Origin of the sequence: Ruegeria intermedia (assembly GCF_900129345.1) — a bacterium.
Lineage (GTDB): Bacteria > Pseudomonadota > Alphaproteobacteria > Rhodobacterales > Rhodobacteraceae > Ruegeria > Ruegeria intermedia.
The window spans coordinates 40,984-65,622 of record NZ_FQVK01000002.1 but is presented as its reverse complement, the minus strand read 5'-3'; the positions used below and the strand labels follow the sequence as shown (position 1 = coordinate 65,622).

Here is a 24,639-nt window from a genome sequence, read left to right as displayed (position 1 = left end):
GGCTCTCCTTTGTTGCGGTCAGGGCAGGGCGACGAGCTTCAGGATCTCGTCGATCACGTCATCGGCGGTCTTGGCGTCGCCCTGTGCTTCGAAACTCAGCGTGATGCGGTGGCGGAACACGTCATGGGCAATGGCACGGATGTCGGCTGGGTCGACATAGTCGCGCCCGTTCATCCAGGCGTGGGCCCGGCCGCATTTGTCCAGCGCCAGCGATGCCCGCGGGCTGGCGCCGATCTCGATCCACGCCGCGAGGTCATCGCTGAGCGCGGACGGCGTCCGGGTGGCCTGAACCAGATCGGCCATGTACCGATCCATCGCATCCGAGACATGGATCTGCCCGATCTGCTGCCGTGCGGCAAAAACGGCATCTTGGGGGATCGGTGAGGGTTTCTCGGCGGCGGTCCCGGAATTGGCGGCGGTGTCCTCGCCGCGGACCAGACGGATCACCAGCACCTCGTCCTCGACCGGGGGGTAGGTGATCTGAACATGCATCAGGAACCGGTCCATCTGCGCTTCGGGCAACGGATAGGTTCCTTCCTGTTCGATCGGGTTCTGGGTGGCCATCACGATGAACAGCGGCTCCATCTTGTGGGTGGTGCCGGACACGGTGACCTGCCGTTCCTCCATCGCCTCGAGCAGCGCGGCCTGAACCTTGGCCGGCGCGCGGTTGATCTCGTCCGCCAGGACGATGTTGGCAAAGATCGGGCCGGGCTCGAACCGAAAGGTGCCGCCCGCGTCGGTCTGGGTATAGACCTCGGTCCCGGTCACGTCGGACGGCAGCAGGTCGGGCGTGAACTGGATGCGGCTGAATTTTGCATCAAGATTGCGCGCCATCGCCTTGACGGCACGGGTTTTTGCCAGGCCGGGCAAACCTTCGATCAGCAGGTTCCCGTTGGCCAGCAGCCCGATCAGAAGGCGGTCGATGACCTGTGTCTGTCCAATGATCGATTGGGCCATCCGGGCCTTCAGAACGTTGATTTGGTCAAGCGGTGTCATGGCGGTCCAATCATCAAAAAAACGGTTATCCAAATTATTTGCGTCGGACCCGGTGGATCCTGCGGCCAAGCCATTGCAATATTTGAAGGCTAGCAGCGCACCCGTGACCGATCCACCCCCGATTTCAGGGCGTTCAGCCCTGATTAGGGCCGTGTTGACTTGACGTCCTCGGCCAGGCGCCCGTCCAGCGACATTAAAATGGCGATGGGGCGCAGGGCCGGAATGTGGCTGAAGATGATCAGGATGCACACGGTCAACGGAACGCTGAGAAACGCGCCGATCAGGCCCCAGACCGTGGTCCAGAAGGTCAGCGCCAAAATCACCAGAAAAGTCGACATGTTCAGCGAGCGCCCCAGCAGCGCCGGATCAAGGAAGTTGCCGATCAGGAACTGGATCGTGCCGCACCCGAACACGACCACTAGGAAGGGGCCGAGCGTTTCGAACTGAACCAGAGCGATCATCGCCGGAAAGACGACCGCGATGATCGAGCCGATCGACGGGATGAAGTTCAGCGCAAAGGTCAGAACGGCCCAGGTTTCCGCGTATTCCAGCCCCAGAGCCCGAAAGATGGCATAGCTGATTCCGGCGGTGACCAGGCTTATGAAGGTCTTGACCCCGACATAGCGCCGCAGGCTGAAGGTTATCGCATCCAGAACCGAAAAAAGCTCGGCCCCGGTGACGGGGTTTCCGGCCGCGATCCTCAGCTTTTTGCGGAAGGCCAGCCGCTCGGCCATCAGGAAGGCGACATACAGGCTGATCAGGAAAAACTGGTTCAGCATCGAGGTGGCGCTGCCCAGCAACACCCGTGCGACCGAGGCCATGTCCATGCTGATCAGATTGTCGCGGACAAAGGAGGTCACATCGTTTCCGACCAAGCCGGTCACGCGGTTGATCACGCCGTCGAACTGGCTTTCATAGTCGCCCGCGGTCCGTGCGAACTGCGTGGCCTGGCTGCCCAGGATATAGGTGATCATGAACAGGCCGGCCAGAACCACCGTGACGGCAGCCAGATTGGCCAGCCAGACCGGCGCGCGGGTCAGGGCGATCACCCGGTCGCTGAGCGCGATGATCAGCACATTGATCAGCAGCGCCATGGTCAGCGGAACCAGAAAGCTTGCACCCGCATAAAGCCCCAGTACCACAAGGGTCAGTACGATGGTGACGTCGCGAACGACGCTCAACCGCAGCGGTGTTCGGGTCGGCGGAGCGGATTTCGTCATGCGGGCCTCGGCTGTTCCAGCGCGCGCTGGGTGCAACGGGATTGTCCGTTGGCGATCCTGCACGGACGGCAGGCTTTGTGCAATCGGGCCAGACGGTTATTCGGAAAAATCTCGGGGATTTGCTTCATTGGCCGGTTCTTTCGCCGCGGTTTGCGGGCTAGGGTTTCCAAATGACACAAGTCCTGATTCCCGTTTTGGGCCGGTTTGGCCGGGCGCTTTGGCTGGCCGTCCGGCGCTTTGACGACAAGAACGGGTTCGTCATGAGCAGCCATGTCGCCATGTCACTGATGCTGGCGCTGTTTCCCTTTGCCCTGTTCACCGTGTCCCTGGCCGGCCTGCTGTCGCAGGACTATGTCACCGACGAGATGATCGGCCTGATTTTCGGCGTCTGGCCCAAGGACGTGGCCGAGCCGATCGTGACCGAACTGCGCGCGGTTCTGAACGGGGCAGGGTCGGGAACGATCACCCTGGGCGCGGTGCTTGCCGTCTATTTCGCGTCGAACGGAGTCGTGGCCGTTCGGGCGGCCATCAATCAGGCCTATCACGACACCGACGGCTGGCCGTTCTGGAAAACGCGCCTGTTCTGCCTGGGGCTGGTCATTCTGGGCGGCGCCGCGATTCTGATCGTTGCGGCGGTGGAACTGCTGTTGCCGATCTATTCCCAACTGATGTCCGAGAAGACGTCGGTGAATGTCGCCGACTGGTTGTCCGTCGAACGCCTGCGGTGGACCTTCGCCGTGGCCGTCCCGGCACTGACGGTGCTGCTGGCCCACCTGGTTCTGCCGGTCGGCCGGCATTCGCTGCGCCAGATCCTTCCCGGCGTGCTGTTGACGCTGGGTTTGTGGCTGGCCGGCGGGCTGGCGTTTTCGCTCTATATCGGTCAGTTCGCGCGCTACAGCGCCACCTATGCGGGGCTGGCCGGCGCCATGGCTGCATTGATCTTTCTGTATCTGAGCGCGGCCATCATGATCTTTGGTGCTGAATTCAACGGCGCGCTGATGGATATCGACGCTCAGGACGAGGGTGGACCCACATGACGATTTGGCCGCACGCCGCATGGGTAATCGCCGTCTCTTTCGCCTGCATCCTGCTTGCCGGGCCGACGGCGGCGCAGGACTATGTAGGTTCGGAAGCCTGCCGGGATTGCCATGACGAACAGGTGCAGGCCTGGGCCGGGTCTCATCACGCCAAGGCCTGGACCGCGCCCACCCCCGAAAACGTGGTGGCCGATTTCGGCGGCGCGACATTTGCGGGGAACGGCATGGCGGTCGAGTTCCGACGGGAGAATGGCGCCTACCTCGCGGACGTAACCGAACAGGACGGTCAGATGCGGACATACAGGGTCCATTCCGTCGTCGGCATCGAACCGTTGCAGCAATATCTGTTCGAGACCGAACCCGGCCGATTGCAGAGCTTCGACGTGGTCTGGGACACGGAAGAAAAACGCTGGTTCCACCTCTACCCGGATCAGGACCTGCCCCCGGATGACGGGTTGCACTGGACGGGCCCCTACAAGACCTGGAACGGCCGCTGCGCCGAATGTCATGCGACGGGGTTCAAAAAGAACTACGACGTGCGGACGCAAAGCTATGCCTCGACCCAGTCCGAGATCGGCGTGGGGTGCGAATCCTGCCACGGTCCGGGCTCGGCCCATCTGGATTGGACCCGTGGACAGGCCGTGCCTGCCGGGTTGGGCGCGTTCGGGTTTTCGATGCAATGGGGCAGGGGCGATACCGAGTCCGAAATTCAGCAATGCGCTGGCTGCCATTCCCGCCGCGAGGCGTTCGCGGATGGAAATCCACTGCCGGGAACCCCGTTTCACGATGCCTACAATCTGGCCATTCTTCGGCCCGGACTGTACCAGCCCGATGGCCAGATCATGGACGAGGTCTATGTCTACGGCTCGTTTCTGCAATCCAAAATGTACGCGAAGGGCGTCGGTTGTCTGAATTGCCACGAGGCGCATGGCGCAACCTTGAAGGCCGAGGGCAACGCCGTCTGCACGCAGTGCCATTCGCCGGCCGGCAATCCCGATTTTCCGACCCTGCGCAAGGCGCTGTACGACGGTCCCGCGCACCATCGCCACACGCCTGGGGGCGAGGGGGCGCAATGCAAAAGCTGCCACATGATCGAACGGGTCTACATGGGCGTCGATGGCCGGCGTGACCACAGTTTCCGTGTGCCGCGCCCTGATCTGGGCCTGGGCGCGGATGCCTGTACCGATTGCCACAGCGATCGGGATCAGCCCTGGGCCGCGGCCGCGATCGACGCGTGGCACCCGGACCCGGCCCACCGCCGGCCGCATTTCGGCACGGTCTTTGCGCCGGTCTTTTCCGGTCAGGGCGCGGACCCTGGCGCCCTGACGGCGATCGCGCTGGACGCGGATCAGCCCGGCATCGTGCGGGCCACCGCGGCCTATCTGCTGCAACCGCACGGGTCGGCGGAACTGGCGGCGGCCACCGCCGGTCTGCTGGCGGATGCCGACCCGCTGGTGCGGGCCAATGTTGTTCCGCTGCAACGGTCCGCCGACCTGCCGGACCGGATCGACCGGCTGGCCCCGTTGCTGTCGGACCCCGCTCGGTCCGTCCGGCTGTCGGCCGCCAAGGAATTCCTGACCGTTCCCGGCCAGACGCTGACCCCGTTGCAACGCAGCAACGCGCGCGAGGCCATGGCCGATTGGCAGCGCACATTGTCGAACCGGCTGGATTTCCCAGAAACCCATCTGGTCCTGGGGGGCATGGCGCTGACGCTGCGCAACGCGCCGGCGGCCGAACGGGCCTTTCGCCGGGTGGTGACCCTGGACCCCCAGCGCGAAGAGGCCTGGCCGATGCTGGTCCAACTGGCGCAGATCAATCGCGGCGTCGAGGCCGCGCGCGCCGTCCTGCGTGAGGGGCTGAAGGTTCTGCCCGACAGCGCGGCGCTTGGGGCGCTGGCCGATCAACTGGGCCGCTGAACCGGCACCGAACTTCCCCGATTCTGCCATCTTGACGGCGGATTTCCGACCTATCCCTTTTCCGAGGGCAGAAGGCCCGTTTGGTGATGGGTGTAGCATGCTGCATTCGACATTCCCGCCCACGCGGTCCGAAAAAGCCGCGATGCCACGCGACCCTGCGCTGGTTCAACGGATCGAGTCCCTGCGCAGCCGCCCCGTCGTCTATCTCGGGCGTGGCGACGCACTGATGCTGCTGGGATTGGCCAACGCATCCCTGCGGGAACAGAAGTTCGCAGGCGGAAACCCCGAGGAAGACGCGTAGGTTCAGCCCCGGAACCCGGTGGCAACCACGAATTTCTCGGAGCTGTCCGACCGGGACGCCGGCGGTTTGACGTTCGCAACCTTTTCGAATTTCTGTTTCAGCAGTTTCTGCAGGTCGCCCTCGGCCCCGCCTGCCAGAACCTTGGCGACGAAGGTGCCGCCCTGTTCCAGAACATCAAAAGCGAAATAGGCGGCGGTTTCACACAGGGCGATGATGCGCAGATGGTCGGTCTGCTTGTGCCCCGACGACGCGGCGGCCATGTCCGACATGACCACATCGGCCTTGCCGCCCAGCCAGGCTTTGACCTTTTCGTCGGCGTCGTCTTCCATGAAGTCCAGCTGATGGATTTCGGCGCCGGCGATGGGTTCGACCTCTTGCAGGTCGATGCCCAGAACGGTGCCGATCCGCTTGCCGGATTTCTCTCCCAGCGCGTTCACGCGTTTGACCGCGACCTGGCACCAGCCCCCCGGCGCACAGCCCAGATCGACGACCCGCGCACCTGGCACCAGGAAGCGGTACTTGTCGTCCAGTTCCATGATCTTGTAGGCCGCGCGCCCGCGATACCCCTCGGCCTGCGCCCGTTTCACGTAGGGGTCGTTCAGCTGCCGCTGCAACCAGCGGGTCGAGCTGAGCTTGCGCCCGCGCGCGGTCTTGACCTTGACCTTCAGGTCACGCTGTCCGCGCCCCGAGGTGTTTTTGCCGGTTGGTGTCTTCGCCATCAGAACGGTCCGTCTTCCAATACCCCGTCCGCGCTCATCTGGGCATAGAGCAGACCCTCGCGCAGCCCCCGATCCGCAACCGAAAGGCGGTCGGTGGGCCAGCAGCGCAGCAGCGCCTGCAGAATGGCCGAGCCGGACATGATCAGGGCCTGCCGGTCCTCGCCGATGCGCGGATCACGGCGCCGACCCTGAGGGCCGAGTTCTAGATAGCCGCGTATGACCTTGTCAATCTGATCGCTGGTCATGCGCAGCCCGTCCACCTTGGTGCGGTCGTACCGCTTCAACCCCAGATGCGAGGCCGCGACCGTCGTGACCGTGCCGCTGGTGCCGACGATCTGGAACCCCTCGCGGGCCTGTTCATCCTTGTAGGGGGCGAAATCGGCCAGATTTTCTTCGAAGAACCAGCTCATCAGCGCGAACCGGGCGGCGTCGTCCTCGACATCGTGGAACTGGTCGCGCAGCGTGGCCACGCCCAGCGGCACGCTGATCCAGTCCACCACCTTGGCCGCCGGAAAGGGGCTGTCGGCGGTGTGGAACCCGTTGTGCAGCCGCATGATCGCCGATGGCCGGTCGCGCCGCGGCACCGAGGACAGGTCGATCCAGACCAGCTCGGTCGAGCCGCCGCCGATATCGACCACCAGCAGCTGTTCGGTCTTGGTGCTGACCAGCGGCGCGCAGGAAATCACGGCCAGGCGCGCCTCTTCCTCGGGTTGGATGATCTCCAGGGTCAGGCCGGTTTCGCGTTTCACCTGCCGGATGAAGTCGCGCGCGTTCCGGGCGCGGCGGCAGGCTTCGGTCGCCACCAGCCGCATGCGCTTCACCTTGTTGCGCTTCAGCTTCTGCTGGCAGATGCGCAAGGCTTGAATGGTGCGCGCCATCGAGGACCGCGACAGACGTCCGGTCCGTTCAAGCCCCGAGCCCAGTTGCACGGACTTCGAGAAGCTGTCCACCACATGGAACCCGCTGCCCTTGGGCTGGGCGATCAACATGCGGCAGCTATTTGTTCCCAGATCCAGCGCCGCATACAGCGCATCTGGATCGGGTCTTGCCGGCGCGGGGCTTTCGACCACTTTCGGGAACGCGCCCGCACCTTTGGGACGCTTGGGCGCCATCGTCACGCCCTCCGATTTTCGAGTTACCCCGACATTAGGTTGCGGGCGTCCGACGTGCAAGACGCTCATTAAGGTCATGAGGATTTTGATGGCCCGCGGCACTGGAGAGACGACCCGAGGCGCTGTATCCCAAGAGGGCGAAAAGGTCGCTGGAAATGCCCCGGGTGTCGAAATCCGACCGACCCGGCCCCACATTGCCGTTTAGAACCGGACCATCTGGTTAGGAGGAATCACGATCAATGCCTGACGTCACCATCGTATACTGGCGCGACATTCCCGCTCAGGTCATCGTCGGCAAGGGCCGGCGCGGGGCCAAGCGGCAATTGTCGGAACGGTTCGAACAGGCCATCGACCGCGCCGCCATGAAGGTGAACGCCAGGGACAGCGATGCCTACCTGGCCGAATGGCGCAAGGCCGAGCCGTTCGAGGTTGAGGGCGACCCGGCCGAGATCGCCGAGGCCCAGGCGCTGCGCCTGGAGGAGGACTACGATCAGGATCGCCTCAAGGCGCTGATCGCAAATGACGGTTGGGCATGAGCCCCAGATCTTTATGGGAGGCCGCAATGGCTTTGCTGAACTTCAAGAAACGTGATGCGGCCGAAAAGGCCCCGGTGAACCCTGCCGTCGAAGCCTTTCTGAAAGGGTATTCGATCGAGGTGATGCCGCGCACCGCCGAGAAGGTCGAGGATTTCCGCGACCTGCTGCCCGAGGGCACGCGCGTCTACATCGCCCATATCGAGGGCACCCCGATCGAAGACATGGTGCGCACGGCCAAACGGATCGCGGCCGAGGGCTATCCGGTCATGCCGCATTTCCCGGCCCGCATCATCAAGGACGCGGCGACGCTGGAAAACTGGATCGCCATGTATCAAGGCGAGGCCGGCGTCGACCAGGCGCTGCTGCTGGCCGGAGGCGTGGCCAAGCCGCATGGCGAATTCGACAGCTCGATGCAGTTGCTGGAAACGGGTCTGTTCGACAAGGCGGGCTTCAAGCGTCTGCACGTCGCAGGCCACCCCGAGGGCAACAAGGACATCGACCCGGACGGTTCGACCAAAAACGTGGACGAGGCATTGCGCTGGAAGCAGAAATTCAGCGAAACCACCGACGCCGAAATGGCGCTGGCCACCCAGTTCGCCTTTGACGCCAAGCCGATCATCGCATGGGCCGACGGCCTCAAGGCGGCCGGGATCGACCTGCCGATCCACATCGGCATCGCCGGTCCGGCCAAGCTGCAGACCCTGATCAAGTTCGCGATCGCCTGCGGTGTGGGCCCGTCGCTGAAGGTGCTGCAGAAGCGTGCCATGGACGTGTCCAAGCTGCTGCTGCCCTACGAGCCGACCGACGTGATCACCGCGCTGGCCGAACACAAGGCGGCCAACCCCGACTTCAATATCACCAACGTACACTTCTTTCCGCTTGGCGGCATCAAGACCAATGCCAACTGGGCCATCGAAAACGGCGGCGCCTCGGCGAAGCCTGCAAACGCTTAAGGACCGGACATGACCCGTACAGTCGTAGAATCAAAGACCAAAACCGCGATCATCGGCTTCGATCAGCCGTTCTGCGTGATCGGCGAGCGGATCAACCCCACCGGCCGCAAGAAGCTGGCGGCCGAGCTGGAAGCGGGCGATTTCTCGACCGTCGAGAAGGACGCGCTGGCGCAGGTCGCGGCCGGGGCGACCGTGCTCGATATCAACGCGGGTGTGGTCTACAACTCGAACCCCAACCCGAACGAGACCGAGCCGCCGCTGATGACCAAAATCGTCGAGCTGGTGCAGGGCCTGGTCGATGTGCCGCTGTGCATCGACAGCTCGGTTCCGGGCGCGTTGGAGGCCGGGCTGGAGGCCGCCGAAGGCCGCCCGCTGCTGAACTCGGTCACCGGCGAGGAGGACCGCCTGGAACTGGTGCTGCCGCTGGTCAAGAAATACAACGTGCCGGTCGTTGCGATCTCGAACGACGACACGGGCATTTCCGAAGATCCCGACGTGCGGTTCGAGGTGGCCAAAAAAATCGTCCAGCGCGCGGCCGACTTTGGCATTCCGGCGCATGATATCGTGGTGGACCCGCTGGTGATGCCGATCGGCGCGATGGCGACTGCGGGGCTTCAGGTCTTTGCCCTGGTGCGCCGTCTGCGCGAAGAGCTGGGCGTGAACACCACCTGCGGCGCGTCCAACATCTCGTTCGGTCTGCCGAACCGCCACGGCATCAACAACGCCTTCCTGCCGATGGCGATGGGCGCGGGCATGACCTCGGCCATCATGAACCCGGTGGCCTTGCCGGTGACGCAGAAGAAGATCGCCGAGAAAAAGGCCGAGGTTGCGGCGGCGGGTATCATCCTGCCCGAGGGCATGGACGACGAAACCTTCGTTCAGATGTTCGGGCTGGGCTCGACCAAGCCGCGCGCCGGCAAGGAGATGGAGGCCATCCGCGCCGCCAACCTGCTGACCAACAACGACCCGCATGGCGGCGAGTGGATCAAGTTCAACAAGCCGGCCGATGCCGCAGGCACCGAAAACGAGGGCGCGCGCGGCCGTCGGGGCGGTGGCCGCCGCCGCCGGGCCTGATGGGGGTTTGACGCTGTTCCGGGGCCGGGCATTCAGCCCGGCCTTTTTCTGTGGCAACAAAGCGTCTTTCCTGTAGATCGCCGCTTGATCCCGGCCCCCATCCGGTGCTATCTCAGCCTCTGCGGCGGGTATGATGTAATGGTAGCCTGTCAGCTTCCCAAGCTGAACGCGCGGGTTCGATTCCCGCTACCCGCTCCAGATTTTCCCGCTTTGGCAATGTGGTCGTTCGTTTGAGCGTCAGGTCCGCTCTGCTGCAAACAGCGGCTTCAAACGTGCCAGCAGTTGGTCGCGCACCAGCGTGAACCTGGGGGTGTGGGCAATCTCTTCCAGCATGGCGACCCATAGCGGCACGGTCATCCCAGGGGGCGTTTCGGGGTCGCGCTGCAGTCTGGGCTCGGCGTCTCCGACGAAGGTCGGCAGGAACGTCCGGCCCGCTCCTTCGGCAGCCATCTGCCGCAGGACCAGAAAGCTGTCGGCGCCGCTGATGATGGACGCGGGCGCGATGTTGTCCGCCATCCACTGCGCGGGCTTCGACTTGTCCAGCGCGCCTTGCAGGGCCAGCCATTTCTGGCCGGGCGTGCCATCGTGATATACGGCAAAGCGCAGTGCGCCGGCCTTCAAACCGGTCAGCCCGCCATCCAACCCGGGGGACGGGCGCACCACGATATCCGCCGTCAGGCGGGTCAGGTCATGGTGCGTGTTGTTGCTGAGCAAAGTGAAATCCAACCCCGGAAACCGTTCCGAGATGCGACGCAAAATACCTGGCAGCACGATCTGGCACAGGCTGTCCGTCGAAGCGATCCGCACTTTTCCCACCGGCGACCGGTCGGCCCCTGCGATCGTCCGATCCAGCGCCAAAACCGCGTTTTCGACATCTTCCATTGCGGCAAAGATCTGCTGAGTCTCGGGGCGGGGTGCATAGCCGGACGTGGCTTTGCCGAACAGATGGCAGGCGTGGCGTTGCTCGAACGCGGCGACCCGGCGCAGGACCGTGGCATGCGTAACGTTCAGGGCCGTTGCCGCGGCGTTCAATGAGCCATGGCGACGGACGGCCAGCACGTAGCGGATGTCATCCCAATTTTCCTTGTTCATAAATGAACAAGGTCAGCAAAATATCAAACAATTACAAGAAAATTTATTCAAGCTAGTCTGAACCCGTTCAATCAGGGAGCAGAATTATGACCAAATATCTTTCCTTTGCGGCGGCCGGGCTTCTGACGGTTGCGATCGTAGGTACCAGCATGGCGCAAGAGGCGAAGAATCCCGCGGTGAAGGCGCGGCAGTCTCTGATGTCGCTCTATGCGTTCAACATCGGCCAGTTGGGCGCCATGGCCAAAGGCGAGGCGGAATACAATGCCGAGGCCGCGGCGGCGGCGGCGAGCAATCTGGCCACGCTGACCCAAGTCGATCAGTCGGCGATGTGGCCGGCCGGAACCGACAATGCGGCCGATCCGTCTTCGCGTGCCTTGCCGGCGATCTGGCAGAACTTCCCTGATGTCAGTGCCAAGGGGCAGGCCCTGGCCGAAGCCGCTGTTGCCATGCAGGCGGCCGCTGGGCAGGACCTTGATGCCCTGAAGGCCGCGATGGGGCCTCTGGGCGGGGCGTGTTCGGCATGCCACAAGGCCTATCGCGCGCCCAAGGAGTAAGAGCGGAATGCGAAAATGGGGTGTCACGGCCGCCGCCTGTGCGGCCGTGATCGTGGGGGCTGGACTTTTCGTGACCCGCCCGCGTTTGGCTGATCCGGCAGTGTTGAGCGGCCTGGTTCCCGATATTGCGCAGGGTGAACAGGTGTTTCATGCCGCCGGCTGCGCGGCCTGCCATTCGGCACCCGGGGCCGAAGGCGAGGCCCGCTTGGTCTTGTCCGGTGGGCGCAGGTTTTCCACGCCGTTCGGCACCTTCGTCGCGCCCAACATATCCAGTGATCCGGCGCACGGGATCGGCGATTGGACGCCCGTCGATCTGGCCGGCGCGCTGTGGCATGGCAGCAGTCCGGACCGCCAGCATTATTACCCCGCTTTCCCCTATGCGTCCTACGTCAGGATGGCGCCGCAGGATGTCGTCTCGTTGCATGCCTTCCTGATGAGCCTTCCCGCCGACGCCACGCCCAGCGCAACCCACGAGGTAGGTTTTCCGTTCAATCTGCGGTTGGCTCTGGGAGGGTGGAAGCTGCTGTTTCTGCGATCAGGCTGGATCGTGGACGGGGATCTGTCCGGCCAGCAGCAGCGCGGCCGCTACCTTGTCGAGGCGCTGGGTCATTGCGGAGAATGCCATACCCCGCGCAACGCCCTGGGCGGGTTGATCCTGTCGAAATGGCTGCAAGGGGCGCCGAATCCCGGCGGCAAGGGACGCATCCCGGGGCTGGCCCCCGATCAGTTGGACTGGTCCGAAGCGGATATCGCCGAGTATCTGAAGTCCGGGTTCACGCCGGACTATGACAGTGCCGGGGGCGAGATGGCCGAGGTGGTGCTGAATACCGCGAAACTGAGCGACGCAGATCGTCTGGCCATCGCCAGCTACCTGAAGGCCATCCCTCAATCGCGTGATTGATTGACATCGAAGTTGCGTTGTCTCGGCGTCGGGCCGGTACGTATGCTCCTGTTCGGAGGCTTGTTCGGAAGAAAGACCTGTCGGGCAGTGTCCCAAGGGCCGAAAATTCGTCCGACCATGGGCCGATGTTGCCGTTTCCCCAGCCTGCTAGCTTTTTCTCAATGGCGTCAAGAGGGGCGCCTGGACAGGAAAGGATATCGAGATGAGCGTGAAATCGAAAATCGCAAGGTTGTTGAGCACCGCCGCCCTGGCGTCGGCCTTCGCCGCCAGCCCCTATTCACTGAGTTTTGACTTCGACTCCGGTTTCCATGTGGATCCCTCCTATGCTTTTGCAAAAAGCGGAAAAGGCAAGGATGGTGACGACGACCGGGACGACGACCGCGACGACGATCGGGATGACGACCGGGACGACGATCGGGATGATGACAGCGACGACGACCGCGACGACGATGACGACAGCGACGACGACCGCGATGATGACAGCGACGACGACGAAGACGACAAGTCCCGCAGCGGCAAAAGCAAACGCGGCGGATCCGCGGCCGCGTCGGGATCGGGCAACGGTCCGGTGCGCGTGACCAAGATCGAAACCAGCGCCAGCGGTGTCGAGGTTCGCTATTCGGACGGCACCAAGGAAGAAATCGAGAACGGGCGCTATGAGCGCAAGAACGCGCAGAACCGCACGGTCGAGGAGCGACCGGCGACCGGCGCGGACGTGACGCGACTGCGTTCACTGGCCGACAGCGTGACCATCAACAGCGTGCCGTCCAGTGGCAACGGCGCCGGTGGCCGGCCGGCCAAGGTGGAACGTCAGGGCGGCAATATCGAGGTGCGCTATACCAATGGCTGGAAAGAGGAAATCGAGGCAGGCCGGTACGAGTTGAAGGATCCCTACAATCGAACGGTGGTCGAACGCCCGGCGACCTCGGCCGATATGCAGCGGTTGAACGCGATCACCAACTAAGCAACCCGCCCGGCAAACCAGGCACGGCCCCCGGAAATTCCGGGGGCCGTCATCCGTTGGGCGTCAGGTTTTCCAGGCGTCATGGGCGATCAGCGCCGCCTCGACCCGGTTTCGCGCGTGCAGCTTGGACAGAATGCTTGTCATATAATGCTTTACGGTCTTTTCCTGAAGCTTCAGCTCATCGGCGATTTCGCGGTTGCTCAGCCCCTTGGCCACGCGGCGCAGAATCTCTTCTTCGCGATACGTCAGGTCGCTCAGCCCGTCAGGTTCGGTATCCTTGGCCTTGCCTTTTCCGATCGAGAACAGCACCCGTGCGGCCAGTCCGGGGGACACGACCCCTTCACCGGCGGCGATGCTGTGCAGCGATCCGGTCAGGGCGCCGGCTGTGACGCCCTTGAGAATGTAGCCCGTCGCCCCGGCCTCCAGCGCGTCGGCGACGTCGTTGCTGTCCTCGGAAACGGTCAGAATGGCAATGCGGGGCGGGTCCTCCATCGCCGCGATCTGCCGCGTCGCGGCAATCCCGCCGCCCGGCATGGACAGGTCCAGGATGACGAGGTCGGGCTTGTGGCTTTGGGTGAGTTGCACGGCCTCGTCGGCGCTCTCGCCGGCCGCCAGCACCTTGAATTCGCCCGAATCCTCCAATGTCCTGCGCAATCCGTCCCGGAAAATCGGGTGATCGTCCGCCAATACGATTGTCCTGGTCATCTCGGCCTCGCTTGCCTGTGAAACAAAGTCATCTTGATCGTTGTTCCCGCGCCGGGGGCGGTTTTGATCTCGAAACGCCCGCCGGTGCTTTCCACCCGGTCACGCAGCCCCAAAAGGCCCTGACCGCCCTCGGTGCCCAGCTTGATGGCATCTGACGGATCGAACCCCGGCCCATCGTCTGCGACCGTCACCGACAGCTCGTCGGGACTTGATGCGCAGGTCACGGTGCATTTCGCCCCCTTGGCGTGACGGGCCGCATTCGACAGGGCCTCCTGCACGAACCTGAAAACGCACAGCTTTTCGGCGTAGGACAACGCGGGCGTCACGTCGCCGCTGATCGACAGCTCGGGGGCGTGCGTGCCGGGAACCGACCGGTCGCTGGCGGCGAGCACGATTGCGTCTTCGAGGTCCAGCGCCTCGATGTCGGGGGCGGCCAGCCCGCGGGACAGGGCGCGGATCTCGCTCAGTGCGCGTTGAATCGATTGGTGAACCTCGTGGGCGACCTTGTCGCCGGACCCGTCCTGGGGGAAAGGCCGAATCCAGCCGCAACGCCGCCAGCGCCAGATATTGGGCCGGGCCGTCATGTAGTTCGGCACCCAGCTTGCGCAAAAAGCGGTCGGTCTGGGCGGTGGATCGGTCCGACGCCTCGATCACCCGCGCGCGCAGGTCGGCGTTCTGTTGCGACATCTTCTGGCTTTCGGCCAGACGGGCCTTCAACAGGTCGGACTGGGTGCGGATCGTCCGGTCGCCGACCGCCACGATCAGGTACAGGATCAGCGTGCTCAGCCCGAAGGTCGTGGCCACCACCAGCCAACTGGTGCGTCTGGCCTGCATCAGGTCGGTCTGCAACTGATCCGCGCGCTGGTAGAATTCGCCGACGGCGATGATCTCGCCGGACCAGATCTCGCGGATGGGGCTGTAGGCTTCCAGCAACGGAAGGCCCATCGCGGCTTCGGCCTGGTTCTCGGCGCGGTCCAGTTCCTCGAACGAACCCGAGATCTGCCCCGACCAGGCGCGTTTCAGATCGTCGGTGGGGGGGAACGTGCGTCCGATGATGTCCGGGTCGGACGCATGGGCGATCAGCCCGCCCTTTTTCCAGATCTTGTACGAGACGATCCGCTCTTGCATCGATTGCTGGTCGAACAGCTCGGACACGGCCCTCGCTGCCGGGTCCGACAGGCTGTCGCCGTAGGCCAGTTCCTGGCTGAGCGGCGACAGGATGCTTTCCATGTAGAGGGCTGCGGAATTGGCCGAGTTCTGAACGACCGCATCTTCGATCCGGCCCGTGACCCAGCCGCCGATCACGATGGCGCCAGTCCCCATGACGACGACGCTGGCCGCAAGATAGGCGCGCGACAGGGACCAGGTTCCTGAACTGAGATCGGGCTTTGGTAGTTTCATGCTTCCCCCACTATTGCCCGGCCGGCCGCCCTTTGCCACGGACCTTGGTCGGAAAAGATCACCCCCGGGATGCGGCAATGGCCGCACTGGGTGCAACGGTAAGGGGCCGCCTCAGGCGGCGCGGCGGGCCTGGAACAGGTTGATGACCGCGGGCAGCCCGGGAATGCCATCGACGACGAAATGTTCAAATTCGCCCTGAACGGCGCGCTGGATGATGCGGGCGTCGTCCTCGGACCCGTCGAAATGCGCGATGACCCGCGCGGCAGGCCCCACGCGGGTGCACAGGCTGGCCGTGTCCTCGACGCTGTTCAGGCCGGGCAGTCGCAGGGGGACAGGTTCGCCGGAAACATCGCGCAGCCCGGCCCGGGTCATCAGGCCGGTGACGCGGTCGATGTCCTGAAAGGCCAGCGGGCCGGGCGCGTGGCGTCCGTATTTGGGTGGGTGGCCCAGATGCGCCGTGGCGGCCACATGCGGCACCCGAAACCACGGGTTGTCGGACAGCGGCCCCCAGGCGGCAAAGATCATCCGTCCGCCCGGAACCAGCGCCTTCGCGATATTGGTAAACGCGGCGACGGGATCGTCGAAGAACATCACCCCAAAACGTGAAATGGCCACGTCGCGGGTTTCCGGCTCGAACGGGGCGACCTGGGCATCGGCCAATTGGAACGCGGCGTTGGGCAGGCCGACCGCGTCGGCACGCTGGGCGGCACGGTCAAGAAACGGGGCCGAGATATCGGCGCCAAGAACGTGCCCCTCGGGCCCGACCGCGCGCGCGGCCGCGACCGTGCTGGCACCGGTGCCACAGCCGATGTCCAGCACCCTCAGGCCGGGCGTCAGGTCTGCGCGCTCCAGAACCAAGTCTAGCACCGGGGCCAGCATGTGGTCCAGTTTGTCCTCGAAGGTCAGCCATTTGGTGCCGGATTCGGAGTTGCCCCAGTATTCAGCCTGATCTTCGTTTGCTGTTTGCATGGGGGTCCTCCGCAGTTTTTCGGACTATGCCTTTCTGCGGCGGCGGCGGCCAGTTTTTTCCGCGTCGCCGCCGGTGTTGAAGGACGGGGTGGGCAGGGTGACGACCTTGGCCAGTTCCGGGAACGGGTCGGTCTTGTGCGGAATGGCGTTGGCGGCGACGAAATGCTCCTGGAATTTCGGCTCGATCGCGGTTTCGACCTTGGTGATCTCGCGCACCACGCGTTCGATCTCGGCCCGGGCGGCGATGTTGCACAGCGCGATGCGCGCGCCGGTACCGGCGGCGTTGCCCGCGCTTTGGACCTTGTCCAGCGGCGCGTCGGGGATCATGCCCAGAACCATCGCGTGCTTGGTCGAGATATGGGCGCCGAACGCCCCGGCCAGCACCACGCGATCCACCTTGTCTATGCCCATCTCGTCCATCAGCAGCCGCGCCCCGGCATAGAGCGCGGATTTCGCCAGCTGGATCGCCCGGATGTCGCCTTGGGTCACGGTGATGCGCGGGCCGCCTTCGGCGCTGGCGTCATGGATCAGGTAGGAATGGGTGCGGCCCTCGGGGACGCAGCGGCTGGTGCCGGTCTGCTCGGCCGAGCCGATCAGGCCGCTCTCGTCCAGCAGGCCGGCCATGCGCATTTCGGCCACCGCCTCGATGATGCCCGACCCGCAGATGCCGGTGATACCGGTGGTGGCGATGTCTGCCTCGAACCCTTCCTCGTCCGACCACTTGTCCGAGCCGATCACCCGGAACCGGGGTTCCTTGGTCACGGGGTCGATCTGAATGCGCTCGATCGCGCCGGGGGCGGCGCGCTGGCCCGAACTGATCTGCGCACCCTCGAAGGCCGGTCCGGTGGGCGAGGAACAGGCCAGTACGCGGGTCGTGTTGCCCAGCAGAATCTCGGCATTGGTGCCGACGTCCACGATCAAAACCAGATCCTGCGACTTGCCCGGCTCTTCGCTCAGCGCCACGGCGGCGCAGTCGGCCCCCACATGGCCCGCGATGCAGGGCAGGATGTAGACCTGCGCACGGGGGTTCATCGTGGTCAGATCCATCTCGCGCGCGGGCAGCGAGACGCTTTCCGACGTGGCCAGCGCAAACGGCGCCTGGCCCAGTTCAACCGGGTCCAGGCCCAACAGCAGGTGGTGCATGACCGGGTTGCAGACGAACACGGTTTCCACGATCAGGGCTGGGTCGATCCCGGCCTCGTCGGCGATTGAGGTGACCAGATCGTTGATCGCCTCTCGCACGGCCCGGGTCATCTCGTGATCACCGCCGGGGTTCATCATCGCGTACGAGACGCGGCTCATCAGGTCCTCGCCGAACCGGATCTGCGGGTTCATCAGGCCCGAGGAGGCCTTGACCTCGCCGGTTTCCAGATCGGTCAGATGCGCGGCGATGGTGGTCGAGCCCAAATCGATGGCCAGCCCGTACAGCCCGTTTTCGTGCAGGCCGGGCCAGATTTCGACGATGCGCGCCACGTTGTCCTTGTGGCCCTTGTGAAGGGCGACCGTGACCTCCCACTTGCCCTTGCGCAGGGTCGGCTGCAGCTTGCACAGAAGCGACAGGTCGGCAGTGACGGCCTCGATCTGCCACTGCTCGCGCAGGGCACGCTCCAGCCGTTCCAGATCGCCGGTGGGCGAGTGCATGTCGGGTTCTTCGACCACCACGAAATAAAGACGCGTGGCCGGGTCCATGGTGATGGCGCGCGCGGCGGCGGCCTTGCGCACAACCTGGCGGTGCACCTGGCTTTCGGGCGGAACGTCGATCACCACGTCGCCCTGAACGGTGGCCTGACAGCCCAGACGTCGGCCCGGTTTCAGGCCGCGCTTGTCGTCATAGCGCTGCTCGACCGCGTTCCATTCGCTCAGCGCGTCTTCGCGGACCGTGACGCCGTGTTTGGGAAACTCGCCATAGCTGGGCGTGATCTGGCATTTCGAGCAGATCCCGCGCCCACCGCAGACCGAATCCAGATCGACCCCCAGCTGCCGAGCCGCCGTCAGGATCGGAGTGCCCACGGGGAAATGTCCGCGTTTGCCCGAAGGGGTAAAGACGACAAGGGGATCGGTGGTCATGGATGGCCTGCCTTTTCAATATTCGCGCGTGTGGCGGCAAGATATGGGTTTCGCGGCAAAGGGAAAGGCCAATCCGCGGCAGGTTTTGCGCGGCTTGCGTCGTTTTCCGCGCCATCGCGGCGGTTTGTGGGCGAACAAGTCGGGGCAGGGGCTTTCCCTTTGGTCGAAACCATGCAATAGGGTCACCGCCAAACGGGGTTTTGCATGGGGTTAGCAGATGCAGATTCGTGAGGCACTCACCTTTGATGACGTTCTTTTGGTTCCGGCGGCCTCGTCGGTCCTGCCGGCAACGGCGGACACGTCCACGCGCGTGACACGCGCGATCACCATGAACATACCGCTGCTCAGCTCGGCCATGGACACGGTGACCGAAGCGCGCATGGCCATCGCCATGGCGCAGGCCGGCGGCATCGGAGTGATCCACAAAAACCTGACGGCCGAGGAACAAGCCCGCGAGGTGCGCCGGGTCAAACGCTTCGAATCCGGCATCGTCTACAACCCCGTCACCCTGCGCGCCGATCAGACGCTGGCCGATGCCAAGGCCTTGGTCGAGCGCTACAACTTCACCGGGTTCCCGGTGGTGGATGACGCGGGCCGCGTCGTCGGCATCGTGACCAACCGCGACATGCGTTTCGCCACGTCTGACGATCAGCCGATCCGCGCGATGATGACCTCGGACAACCTGGCCATGCTGCAGGAACCGGCCGATCGGGAAGAGGCCATCAGCCTGATGAAGGCCCGCCGGATCGAAAAGCTGCTGGTCGTGGACGCCAACGGCAAGCTGACCGGCCTGCTGACGCTGAAGGATACCGAACAAGCGGTGCTGAACCCAACGGCCTGCAAAGACGATCTGGGCCGGTTGCGCGTCGCGGCGGCCACATCGGTCGGCGATGCCGGTTTTGAACGGTCCGAGCGGCTGGTGGATGCGGGCGTCGACATCATCGTGGTCGACACGGCGCACGGCCATTCCCAAGGGGTGCTGGACGCGGTGAAGCGGATCAAGTCCCTGTCGAACGAAGTGCAGATCATCGCCGGCAACGTCGCCACCGCAGACGCGACCAAGGCCCTGATCGATGCCGGAGCCGATGCGGTAAAGGTCGGGATCGGGCCGGGCTCGATCTGCACCACGCGCATGGTGGCCGGTGTCGGCGTGCCCCAGTTGACGGCAATCATGGATTGCTCGGCGGCGGCTGGTGACGTGCCGGTCATCGCCGATGGCGGCATCAAGTTCTCGGGCGATTTCGCCAAGGCCATCGCGGCGGGGGCGTCCTGCGCCATGGTCGGTTCGATGATCGCCGGCACCGACGAAAGCCCGGGCGAGGTGATCCTGTACCAGGGCCGTTCGTTCAAATCCTATCGTGGCATGGGCAGCCTGGGCGCGATGGCGCGCGGCTCGGCCGATCGCTATTTCCAGAAGGACGCCGCCAATGACAAGCTGGTGCCCGAAGGGATCGAGGGGCAGGTGCCCTACAAAGGCTCGGCCAGCGCGGTCGTGCACCAGTTGGTCGGCGGTCTGCGGGCGGCCATGGGCTATACCGGCTGTGCCACGATCGAAGAGATGCGGCGCAACTGCCAGTTCGTGAAGATCACCGGCGCGGGCCTGAAGGAAAGCCATGTGCACGACGTGCAGATCACCCGCGAAAGCCCCAACTACCGCATCATGTAACGGCGCCAACGGATTGCCCGAACGGATCAGCAGATGACACCAGCCGCGCGGGTTCAGGCCGCCATCGAAATTCTGGACGAGATCCTGTCGGGTGCGCCCGTCGAAAAGGCGCTGACCGGCTGGGCGCGGCGCAGCCGCTTCGCCGGGTCCAAGGATCGCGCGGCCATCCGCGACCACGTGTTCGACGCGGTCCGGTGCATGCGGTCCTACGCGGCGCGCGGCGGAGCGGTGACCGGGCGTGGGTTGATGCTGGGCGCGCTGCGCGCGGCGGGCGAAGAGCCGGACGATTTTTTCTCCGGGGATCGGCACGCACCGGCGCCGGTGCGGGACAACGAAGTCAGCCGCGCCTTTGCCACCGAGGCCGAAGAACATGATATCCCCGAATGGCTGTGGCCGATCTTCGAGCGGTCCCTCGGTGATCTGGCGCGCCCCACCGCCGTCGCCCTGCAGCGGCGGGCGCCGGTGCATCTGAGGGTGAATCTTGCCCGCGCCGATGTGGAAACGGCTGTCGCGTCACTGCGGTCTGATGGTATTGAGGTGGTCCCGCATCCGGCCTGCGCAACCGCGCTCGAAGTCGTCTCGGGGGCGCGCCGTGTATCGAACGGCCAGGCTTACGCGCGCGGGCTGGTCGAACTTCAGGACGCGGCCAGCCAGGCGGTGGTGGCCGAGTTGGGCCTAAAGCCCGGCATGCGGGTTCTGGATTTCTGCGCCGGCGGCGGCGGCAAGGCTCTGGCGATGGCGGCCCACGCGGGGGTTCAGGTGTTCGCCCATGATGCAAACCCGGCCCGGATGCGGGATTTGCCGGTGCGGGCGGGCAGGGCCGGTACAAGCGTGACGCTGCTGGCACCGCACGAGGTCGCTCGGCACGGGCCTTTCGACCTGGTGCTGGTGGACGCACCCTGTTCGGGCAGCGGGTCCTGGCGCCGCGCGCCCGCCGGAAAATGGGCCTTGACACCGGATCGGCTGACCGAGCTGTCGGGCATTCAGGACAGCATTCTTGACCAGGTGGCACCGCTGGTCACCGATCAGGGTGTGCTGGCCTATGCCACCTGTTCGCTGTTGGATGTCGAGAATGATCGGCGCGTCGAACGGTTTCTGGGGGATCACGCAGGCTGGACGTGCAGGTTCCGGCAATTGTGGCAGGTTGTACACGGAACCGATGGTTTTTTTGCCGCTCACTTGACGAGATAGCCGCGAGCTGGAAACAACTTTGGGTAGTGGTTGGCGCCGAAGGTTGTGTTAACCCGATTTTTACCATCCGTGTGCCCGACTGCGCACGAGGTCGAATTGGAACAGGCTATTTCATGACTCAGGCGGTTGGGGCGGTACCCGGGCTGAACGACAGATCATTACCCAGTTGGTCGCGGATGTTGTCATTGCTTGGGGCGGCCGTGGGCCTGATTATGCTGCCGATGCTGCCGGCCATCCCTGATGAATGGACGCCCGGCATTCTGGCGGTCGGCGGGTCCTTTCTGGCGGTATTTTTCTTTGTGGCGCTTCGGGGCTTGCTTGAGGAACGCGCCAACGGCAAGGCTAGGGCGATACTGGCTGCCTTTCTGGAAAAGGAACCCGCGCCTGGCTTCATCTCTGATTCCGACGGGACCATCGTCATCGCCAATTCAGCGGCCCGAAGCCGGTTCAACGCCGGTCCGGGCGTCCGGCTGGACCGATGTCTTCGGTCGGTCTTCGCCAACCCGTCGCCCATCTTGCTGCGCATGCATTCGCGGGCCGTGGCCCATGGCCGGGCGGCCGAAGATATCGTGAGCAATGGCGCCAGCATCCCCGTTCTGACCGTCGATCTGGGCAACAGCCTTTTCTTGTGGCGCATCAAGGCGTCGGGGCGCCAGCAATGGGCGCATGTGTCGGTTCCGGTGGTCACTTTGGGGCACAAGGACAGCGTGCTTGCAGTGAACCCGCTGGCGCAGGACCTGCTGAGCCGGGTCCCCGACGCGCTGCAGCAGGCCCTTTCCGCCGGGTCATCGAAAGGCGCCGGGATGGTTCGCGTCGAAGGAGATGATTCGGTGAGCCGTATCTGTGTCACCGAACTGAGGAGGACGAACTCGGGCCGAGACCTGGCGCTGATCGAGATCGACGAGATCAAACCGGCCCGATGGGCGCCGGCGGTGGCGGACTTGCCCGTGCCGCTGTTGCGGTTGTCGCTGACCGGAGATGTCATCGAGGCCAACCACCTTGCTGCGAAACTGTTGGGCGACTTTCCTGTCGGCCAGACCAACATCGGTGAGATCATGCAGGGATTGAACCGCCCGGTATCGGCACTGTTGGCGGATGTGGCCCAGGGCGAAGCTTCCCCATTTTCCGAATTTCTGCGGCTGAGTCGGAAGGACAAGGACATCTATGTTCAGGTCACCCTGTCGCGGGTCGTCAATGATGGCGAGGTCGGCCTGCTGGCTGTGCTGCATGATGCGACGGAATTGAAGACGCTGGAAGCACAGTTCGTCCAGGGCCAGAAGATGCAGGCCGTCGGGCAGTTGGCCGGCGGCGTCGCGCATGACTTCAACAACCTGCTGACCGCGATTTCAGGTCACTGCGACCTGCTGCTGCTGCGGCACGACGCCAGCGATCCTGATTATGCGGACCTGGTGCAGATCAACCAGAACGCCAACCGCGCGGCCGCCCTTGTGGGGCAGTTGCTGGCGTTTTCCCGCAAACAGACCTTGCGGCCCGAAGTCCTGGACCTGCGCGACACCATATCCGATCTGATCCACCTGCTGAACCGATTGGTGGGCGAGAAGATCCGCCTGATCCTCAGCCACGACCCGGTGTTGAAGCCCGTGCGGGCGGACAAGCGTCAGTTGGAGCAGGTGTTGATGAACCTCGTGGTCAACGCGCGTGACGCCATGCCCGATGGCGGCGATATCCGCATCGAGACCGAGGTCGTCGTGTTGACCGAGGAATTCAGGCGTGACCGGGCAACCGTCGCGCCCGGCGAATACGTTTCGGTCAAGGTCATCGACAGCGGCGTGGGAATTCCGGGGGACAAGCTGGACAAGGTGTTCGAGCCGTTCTTTACCACGAAGCGCACCGGCGAAGGCACCGGGCTGGGGTTGTCGACGGTTTACGGGATCGTCAAGCAGACCGGCGGGTTCATCTTCGTGGACAGCGTCGAAGGCCGCGGCTCTGAATTCAACGTGCTGCTGCCGGTGTGCAATACGGCCGAACCCGAAAAGCCGTCGGAACACAGGCCCGAGGAACCGGGCACCAGCCATTCCGGCGAGGGCGTGGTTCTGCTGGTCGAAGACGAGGCGCCGGTCAGGGCCTTTGCGACCCGGGCCTTGCGCTTGAAGGGGTATACTGTTCTCGAGGCCGGATCGGCCGAAGAGGCGCTGAAGCTCCTTGAAGATCCCGATCTGCATGTCGATGTCTTCGTGACCGATGTCGTCATGCCGGGCATGGACGGCCCGACCTGGGTCTCCAAGGCGCGCATCGACAGGCCGGACGTGCGGGTGGTGTTCATGTCGGGATATACCGAGGGTGCCTTCGGCGAGTCCGGCCCGGATATGCCCGATGCAAGTTTCCTGCCCAAGCCGTTTTCGCTGACGCAACTGACCGAAGCGGTGCAGCAGCATCTGAACTGAGTCATCTGGCCCGATCGTACAGGTCGAACTCGGCCGCATGGATCTTGCGAAACCGTCGCTCGGTCTGCGGCGCGATGTCCATCGGGCGTTTCGGTGACACGTTTTCCCGGGTCAGGTTGATTTCGGTATCCAGACGGTCCTGCAGGAAGTCGAGGATCGCCTGTTGGTTGTCATAGCGAAAAACATGGGTCGCCCCACGGCCATTGCTGCGCGTTCTGAAGAATTCGGATTGGCTGCCCACGTCGGCAAAGGCCGGGCGCGGTGTGCGCAAGTAGCCTTGAACGAAGGCGTCGAAGCTGAGGTCATGTGTCGCCTTTTCGTGACCCAGCAATTCAGGCCGCGACCGGTACCTGTACCAACTGCCCAGCCAATCCAAAGGCTCGCGGACAACGGCCATGACCTCGAGTTCGGTATCGTACATCTTCAAGAAAATGTTCTGAAAGAACCGGTCGAACCGGCGCACAGGCGCGTGCTTGAGATCGGGAGGGCCGGACACCACGATATCGGCCCGATCCCGCAGCGATTTGAAATATGCCGTGCTGCCGGTCTTGGGGACGGACAGCAAAGCCAGCCGTTCTTTGAAGAATATCAGCATGAACCTACTGCCCGACGCAAAACCCGTTTGATGGGCCAATGTTTGGCCGGGCATGTGCGCAAGGTCAATGACGCAGCCGGATTCGAGGCGCAAATTGCAGAAAAAACGCCCTTTCTCAGCGCTTTGCGCGATTCACCGTTCAAGTAAACGTCTCGTTAACATCTTTTGTCGAAAGTGAATGGTGAAAGTTTTAGTTGAAATGTTCACTTTTTGATCTCATAAGGAACAAGGGGCGAACAAAGCAGCGATTGCCGCCCGGTTTCGG

23 protein-coding genes and 1 tRNA gene are annotated in these 24,639 nt (G+C 64.0%); 14 read left to right on the top strand and 10 right to left on the bottom strand.

Annotated features, from left to right (window positions below):
• Positions 1 to 18: 18 nt before the first annotated feature.
• Entirely contained in the window at positions 19 to 996 is a 978-nt protein-coding gene (locus F3H26_RS01970; protein WP_149774386.1) for an AAA family ATPase, read from the bottom strand.
• A gap of 143 nt (positions 997 to 1,139) precedes the next feature.
• Positions 1,140 to 2,216: an AI-2E family transporter gene (locus tag F3H26_RS01965; RefSeq protein WP_149774385.1), complete on the bottom strand. Its 1,077-nt coding sequence runs from the start codon at positions 2,214 to 2,216 to the stop codon at positions 1,140 to 1,142.
• 170 nt (positions 2,217 to 2,386) lie between these two features.
• Here F3H26_RS01965 and F3H26_RS01960 point away from each other — a divergent pair, with 170 nt between their 5' ends.
• From F3H26_RS01960 to F3H26_RS01950, 3 genes are all read left to right on the top strand, one after another.
• Positions 2,387 to 3,253: a YihY/virulence factor BrkB family protein gene (locus F3H26_RS01960; RefSeq protein WP_149774384.1), complete on the top strand. Its 867-nt coding sequence runs from the start codon at positions 2,387 to 2,389 to the stop codon at positions 3,251 to 3,253.
• A complete protein-coding gene (locus tag F3H26_RS01955) occupies positions 3,250 to 5,169 on the top strand; it encodes a multiheme c-type cytochrome (RefSeq protein ID WP_149774383.1) in 1,920 nt (639 codons plus the stop codon). The genes F3H26_RS01960 and F3H26_RS01955 overlap by 4 nt, the downstream gene beginning before the upstream one ends.
• 97 nt (positions 5,170 to 5,266) lie before the next feature.
• Positions 5,267 to 5,470 carry a hypothetical protein gene (locus tag F3H26_RS01950; RefSeq protein ID WP_149774382.1) on the top strand — a complete coding sequence of 68 codons (204 nt, stop codon included), beginning with the start codon at positions 5,267 to 5,269 and terminating at the stop codon, positions 5,468 to 5,470.
• Positions 5,471 to 5,472: 2 nt separating this feature from the next.
• On the opposite strand, the gene F3H26_RS01945 is transcribed toward F3H26_RS01950, so the two are convergent.
• Positions 5,473 to 6,189 (bottom strand): RlmE family RNA methyltransferase, encoded by a 717-nt coding sequence (locus F3H26_RS01945; RefSeq protein ID WP_149774381.1) that lies wholly within the window; start codon positions 6,187 to 6,189, stop codon positions 5,473 to 5,475.
• On the bottom strand, positions 6,189 to 7,301 hold the full coding sequence (locus F3H26_RS01940; RefSeq protein ID WP_149774380.1) for a Ppx/GppA phosphatase family protein: 1,113 nt from the start codon (positions 7,299 to 7,301) through the stop codon (positions 6,189 to 6,191). Before F3H26_RS01940 ends, F3H26_RS01945 begins: the two co-directional genes overlap by 1 nt.
• Positions 7,302 to 7,540: 239 nt before the next feature.
• Between F3H26_RS01940 and F3H26_RS01935 the strand changes: the two genes are divergently transcribed.
• The 4 genes from F3H26_RS01935 (at position 7,541) to F3H26_RS01920 (ending at position 10,062) form a co-directional block, all read left to right on the top strand.
• Positions 7,541 to 7,837 (top strand): virulence factor, encoded by a 297-nt coding sequence (locus F3H26_RS01935; protein WP_149774379.1) that lies wholly within the window; start codon positions 7,541 to 7,543, stop codon positions 7,835 to 7,837.
• 26 nt (positions 7,838 to 7,863) lie between these two features.
• Positions 7,864 to 8,790, top strand: a complete 927-nt coding sequence (locus F3H26_RS01930) for a methylenetetrahydrofolate reductase (protein ID WP_005983219.1) — start codon at positions 7,864 to 7,866, stop codon at positions 8,788 to 8,790.
• Positions 8,791 to 8,799: 9 nt separating this feature from the next.
• Positions 8,800 to 9,864: a methyltetrahydrofolate cobalamin methyltransferase gene (locus F3H26_RS01925; RefSeq protein WP_149774378.1), complete on the top strand. Its 1,065-nt coding sequence runs from the start codon at positions 8,800 to 8,802 to the stop codon at positions 9,862 to 9,864.
• 124 nt (positions 9,865 to 9,988) lie between these two features.
• Positions 9,989 to 10,062 (top strand) — tRNA-Gly (locus tag F3H26_RS01920).
• 39 nt (positions 10,063 to 10,101) lie between these two features.
• Here the strand turns inward: F3H26_RS01920 and F3H26_RS01915 are convergent.
• On the bottom strand, positions 10,102 to 10,956 hold the full coding sequence (locus tag F3H26_RS01915; RefSeq protein ID WP_149774377.1) for a LysR family transcriptional regulator: 855 nt from the start codon (positions 10,954 to 10,956) through the stop codon (positions 10,102 to 10,104).
• Positions 10,957 to 11,042: 86 nt separating this feature from the next.
• Here F3H26_RS01915 and F3H26_RS01910 point away from each other — a divergent pair, with 86 nt between their 5' ends.
• The 3 genes from F3H26_RS01910 to F3H26_RS19340 all read left to right on the top strand — a co-directional run bounded on the left by F3H26_RS01910 (position 11,043) and on the right by F3H26_RS19340 (position 13,375).
• Positions 11,043 to 11,510: a c-type cytochrome gene (locus tag F3H26_RS01910; protein WP_149774376.1), complete on the top strand. Its 468-nt coding sequence runs from the start codon at positions 11,043 to 11,045 to the stop codon at positions 11,508 to 11,510.
• A 7-nt stretch (positions 11,511 to 11,517) separates the two neighbouring features.
• The gene (locus tag F3H26_RS01905) at positions 11,518 to 12,411 is read left to right on the top strand and encodes a cytochrome c (RefSeq protein WP_149774375.1); all 894 of its coding nucleotides are present in this window, start codon (positions 11,518 to 11,520) and stop codon (positions 12,409 to 12,411) included.
• 202 nt (positions 12,412 to 12,613) lie between these two features.
• Positions 12,614 to 13,375, top strand: coding sequence for a hypothetical protein (locus F3H26_RS19340; protein ID WP_188127666.1), 762 nt, complete (start codon positions 12,614 to 12,616; stop codon positions 13,373 to 13,375).
• 63 nt (positions 13,376 to 13,438) lie between these two features.
• On the opposite strand, the gene F3H26_RS01890 is transcribed toward F3H26_RS19340, so the two are convergent.
• Complete coding sequence (locus F3H26_RS01890; protein WP_149774373.1) at positions 13,439 to 14,080, bottom strand: response regulator; 642 nt, start codon at positions 14,078 to 14,080, stop codon at positions 13,439 to 13,441.
• Positions 14,077 to 14,664: a sensor histidine kinase gene (locus F3H26_RS19960; RefSeq protein ID WP_149774372.1), complete on the bottom strand. Its 588-nt coding sequence runs from the start codon at positions 14,662 to 14,664 to the stop codon at positions 14,077 to 14,079. The genes F3H26_RS01890 and F3H26_RS19960 overlap by 4 nt, the downstream gene beginning before the upstream one ends.
• Positions 14,665 to 14,758: 94 nt before the next feature.
• On the opposite strand from F3H26_RS19960, the gene F3H26_RS19955 reads away from it, so the two are divergent.
• Entirely contained in the window at positions 14,759 to 15,454 is a 696-nt protein-coding gene (locus F3H26_RS19955; protein WP_149774371.1) for a hypothetical protein, read from the top strand.
• A 138-nt stretch (positions 15,455 to 15,592) separates the two neighbouring features.
• Here F3H26_RS19955 and F3H26_RS01875 read toward each other — a convergent pair whose 3' ends face one another.
• Together F3H26_RS01875 and F3H26_RS01870 are read right to left on the bottom strand one after the other, a co-directional pair.
• Positions 15,593 to 16,450, bottom strand: a complete 858-nt coding sequence (locus tag F3H26_RS01875) for a class I SAM-dependent methyltransferase (protein WP_149774370.1) — start codon at positions 16,448 to 16,450, stop codon at positions 15,593 to 15,595.
• A gap of 24 nt (positions 16,451 to 16,474) precedes the next feature.
• The gene (locus tag F3H26_RS01870) at positions 16,475 to 18,517 is read right to left on the bottom strand and encodes an ASKHA domain-containing protein (RefSeq protein ID WP_149774369.1); all 2,043 of its coding nucleotides are present in this window, start codon (positions 18,515 to 18,517) and stop codon (positions 16,475 to 16,477) included.
• A gap of 217 nt (positions 18,518 to 18,734) precedes the next feature.
• On the opposite strand from F3H26_RS01870, the gene guaB reads away from it, so the two are divergent.
• The 3 genes from guaB to F3H26_RS01855 all read left to right on the top strand — a co-directional run bounded on the left by guaB (position 18,735) and on the right by F3H26_RS01855 (position 23,779).
• The gene (guaB, locus tag F3H26_RS01865; protein WP_149774368.1) at positions 18,735 to 20,183 is read left to right on the top strand and encodes an IMP dehydrogenase; all 1,449 of its coding nucleotides are present in this window, start codon (positions 18,735 to 18,737) and stop codon (positions 20,181 to 20,183) included.
• A 33-nt stretch (positions 20,184 to 20,216) separates the two neighbouring features.
• Complete coding sequence (locus tag F3H26_RS01860) at positions 20,217 to 21,374, top strand: RsmB/NOP family class I SAM-dependent RNA methyltransferase (protein ID WP_149774367.1); 1,158 nt, start codon at positions 20,217 to 20,219, stop codon at positions 21,372 to 21,374.
• A gap of 113 nt (positions 21,375 to 21,487) precedes the next feature.
• Positions 21,488 to 23,779 (top strand): hybrid sensor histidine kinase/response regulator, encoded by a 2,292-nt coding sequence (locus F3H26_RS01855; protein ID WP_149774366.1) that lies wholly within the window; start codon positions 21,488 to 21,490, stop codon positions 23,777 to 23,779.
• Between the two features lies 1 nt (position 23,780).
• On the opposite strand, the gene F3H26_RS01850 is transcribed toward F3H26_RS01855, so the two are convergent.
• The gene (locus F3H26_RS01850) at positions 23,781 to 24,374 is read right to left on the bottom strand and encodes a gamma-glutamyl kinase (protein ID WP_149774365.1); all 594 of its coding nucleotides are present in this window, start codon (positions 24,372 to 24,374) and stop codon (positions 23,781 to 23,783) included.
• Positions 24,375 to 24,639 lie beyond the last annotated feature (265 nt).

What these genes read in the sequence shown, in the direction of transcription:
- F3H26_RS01970 (WP_149774386.1), bottom strand. Translation starts at nt 996, where the DNA reads ATGACACCGCTTGACCAAATCAACGTTCTGAAGGCCCGGATGGCCCAA.
- F3H26_RS01965 (WP_149774385.1), bottom strand. Translation starts at nt 2,216, where the DNA reads ATGACGAAATCCGCTCCGCCGACCCGAACACCGCTGCGGTTGAGCGTC.
- F3H26_RS01960 (WP_149774384.1), top strand. Translation starts at nt 2,387, where the DNA reads ATGACACAAGTCCTGATTCCCGTTTTGGGCCGGTTTGGCCGGGCGCTT.
- F3H26_RS01955 (WP_149774383.1), top strand. Translation starts at nt 3,250, where the DNA reads ATGACGATTTGGCCGCACGCCGCATGGGTAATCGCCGTCTCTTTCGCC.
- F3H26_RS01950 (WP_149774382.1), top strand. Translation starts at nt 5,267, where the DNA reads ATGCTGCATTCGACATTCCCGCCCACGCGGTCCGAAAAAGCCGCGATG.
- F3H26_RS01945 (WP_149774381.1), bottom strand. Translation starts at nt 6,189, where the DNA reads ATGGCGAAGACACCAACCGGCAAAAACACCTCGGGGCGCGGACAGCGT.
- F3H26_RS01940 (WP_149774380.1), bottom strand. Translation starts at nt 7,301, where the DNA reads ATGGCGCCCAAGCGTCCCAAAGGTGCGGGCGCGTTCCCGAAAGTGGTC.
- F3H26_RS01935 (WP_149774379.1), top strand. Translation starts at nt 7,541, where the DNA reads ATGCCTGACGTCACCATCGTATACTGGCGCGACATTCCCGCTCAGGTC.
- F3H26_RS01930 (WP_005983219.1), top strand. Translation starts at nt 7,864, where the DNA reads ATGGCTTTGCTGAACTTCAAGAAACGTGATGCGGCCGAAAAGGCCCCG.
- F3H26_RS01925 (WP_149774378.1), top strand. Translation starts at nt 8,800, where the DNA reads ATGACCCGTACAGTCGTAGAATCAAAGACCAAAACCGCGATCATCGGC.
- F3H26_RS01915 (WP_149774377.1), bottom strand. Translation starts at nt 10,956, where the DNA reads ATGAACAAGGAAAATTGGGATGACATCCGCTACGTGCTGGCCGTCCGT.
- F3H26_RS01910 (WP_149774376.1), top strand. Translation starts at nt 11,043, where the DNA reads ATGACCAAATATCTTTCCTTTGCGGCGGCCGGGCTTCTGACGGTTGCG.
- F3H26_RS01905 (WP_149774375.1), top strand. Translation starts at nt 11,518, where the DNA reads ATGCGAAAATGGGGTGTCACGGCCGCCGCCTGTGCGGCCGTGATCGTG.
- F3H26_RS19340 (WP_188127666.1), top strand. Translation starts at nt 12,614, where the DNA reads ATGAGCGTGAAATCGAAAATCGCAAGGTTGTTGAGCACCGCCGCCCTG.
- F3H26_RS01890 (WP_149774373.1), bottom strand. Translation starts at nt 14,080, where the DNA reads ATGACCAGGACAATCGTATTGGCGGACGATCACCCGATTTTCCGGGAC.
- F3H26_RS19960 (WP_149774372.1), bottom strand. Translation starts at nt 14,664, where the DNA reads ATGACGGCCCGGCCCAATATCTGGCGCTGGCGGCGTTGCGGCTGGATT.
- F3H26_RS01875 (WP_149774370.1), bottom strand. Translation starts at nt 16,450, where the DNA reads ATGCAAACAGCAAACGAAGATCAGGCTGAATACTGGGGCAACTCCGAA.
- F3H26_RS01870 (WP_149774369.1), bottom strand. Translation starts at nt 18,517, where the DNA reads ATGACCACCGATCCCCTTGTCGTCTTTACCCCTTCGGGCAAACGCGGA.
- guaB (WP_149774368.1), top strand. Translation starts at nt 18,735, where the DNA reads ATGCAGATTCGTGAGGCACTCACCTTTGATGACGTTCTTTTGGTTCCG.
- F3H26_RS01860 (WP_149774367.1), top strand. Translation starts at nt 20,217, where the DNA reads ATGACACCAGCCGCGCGGGTTCAGGCCGCCATCGAAATTCTGGACGAG.
- F3H26_RS01855 (WP_149774366.1), top strand. Translation starts at nt 21,488, where the DNA reads ATGACTCAGGCGGTTGGGGCGGTACCCGGGCTGAACGACAGATCATTA.
- F3H26_RS01850 (WP_149774365.1), bottom strand. Translation starts at nt 24,374, where the DNA reads ATGCTGATATTCTTCAAAGAACGGCTGGCTTTGCTGTCCGTCCCCAAG.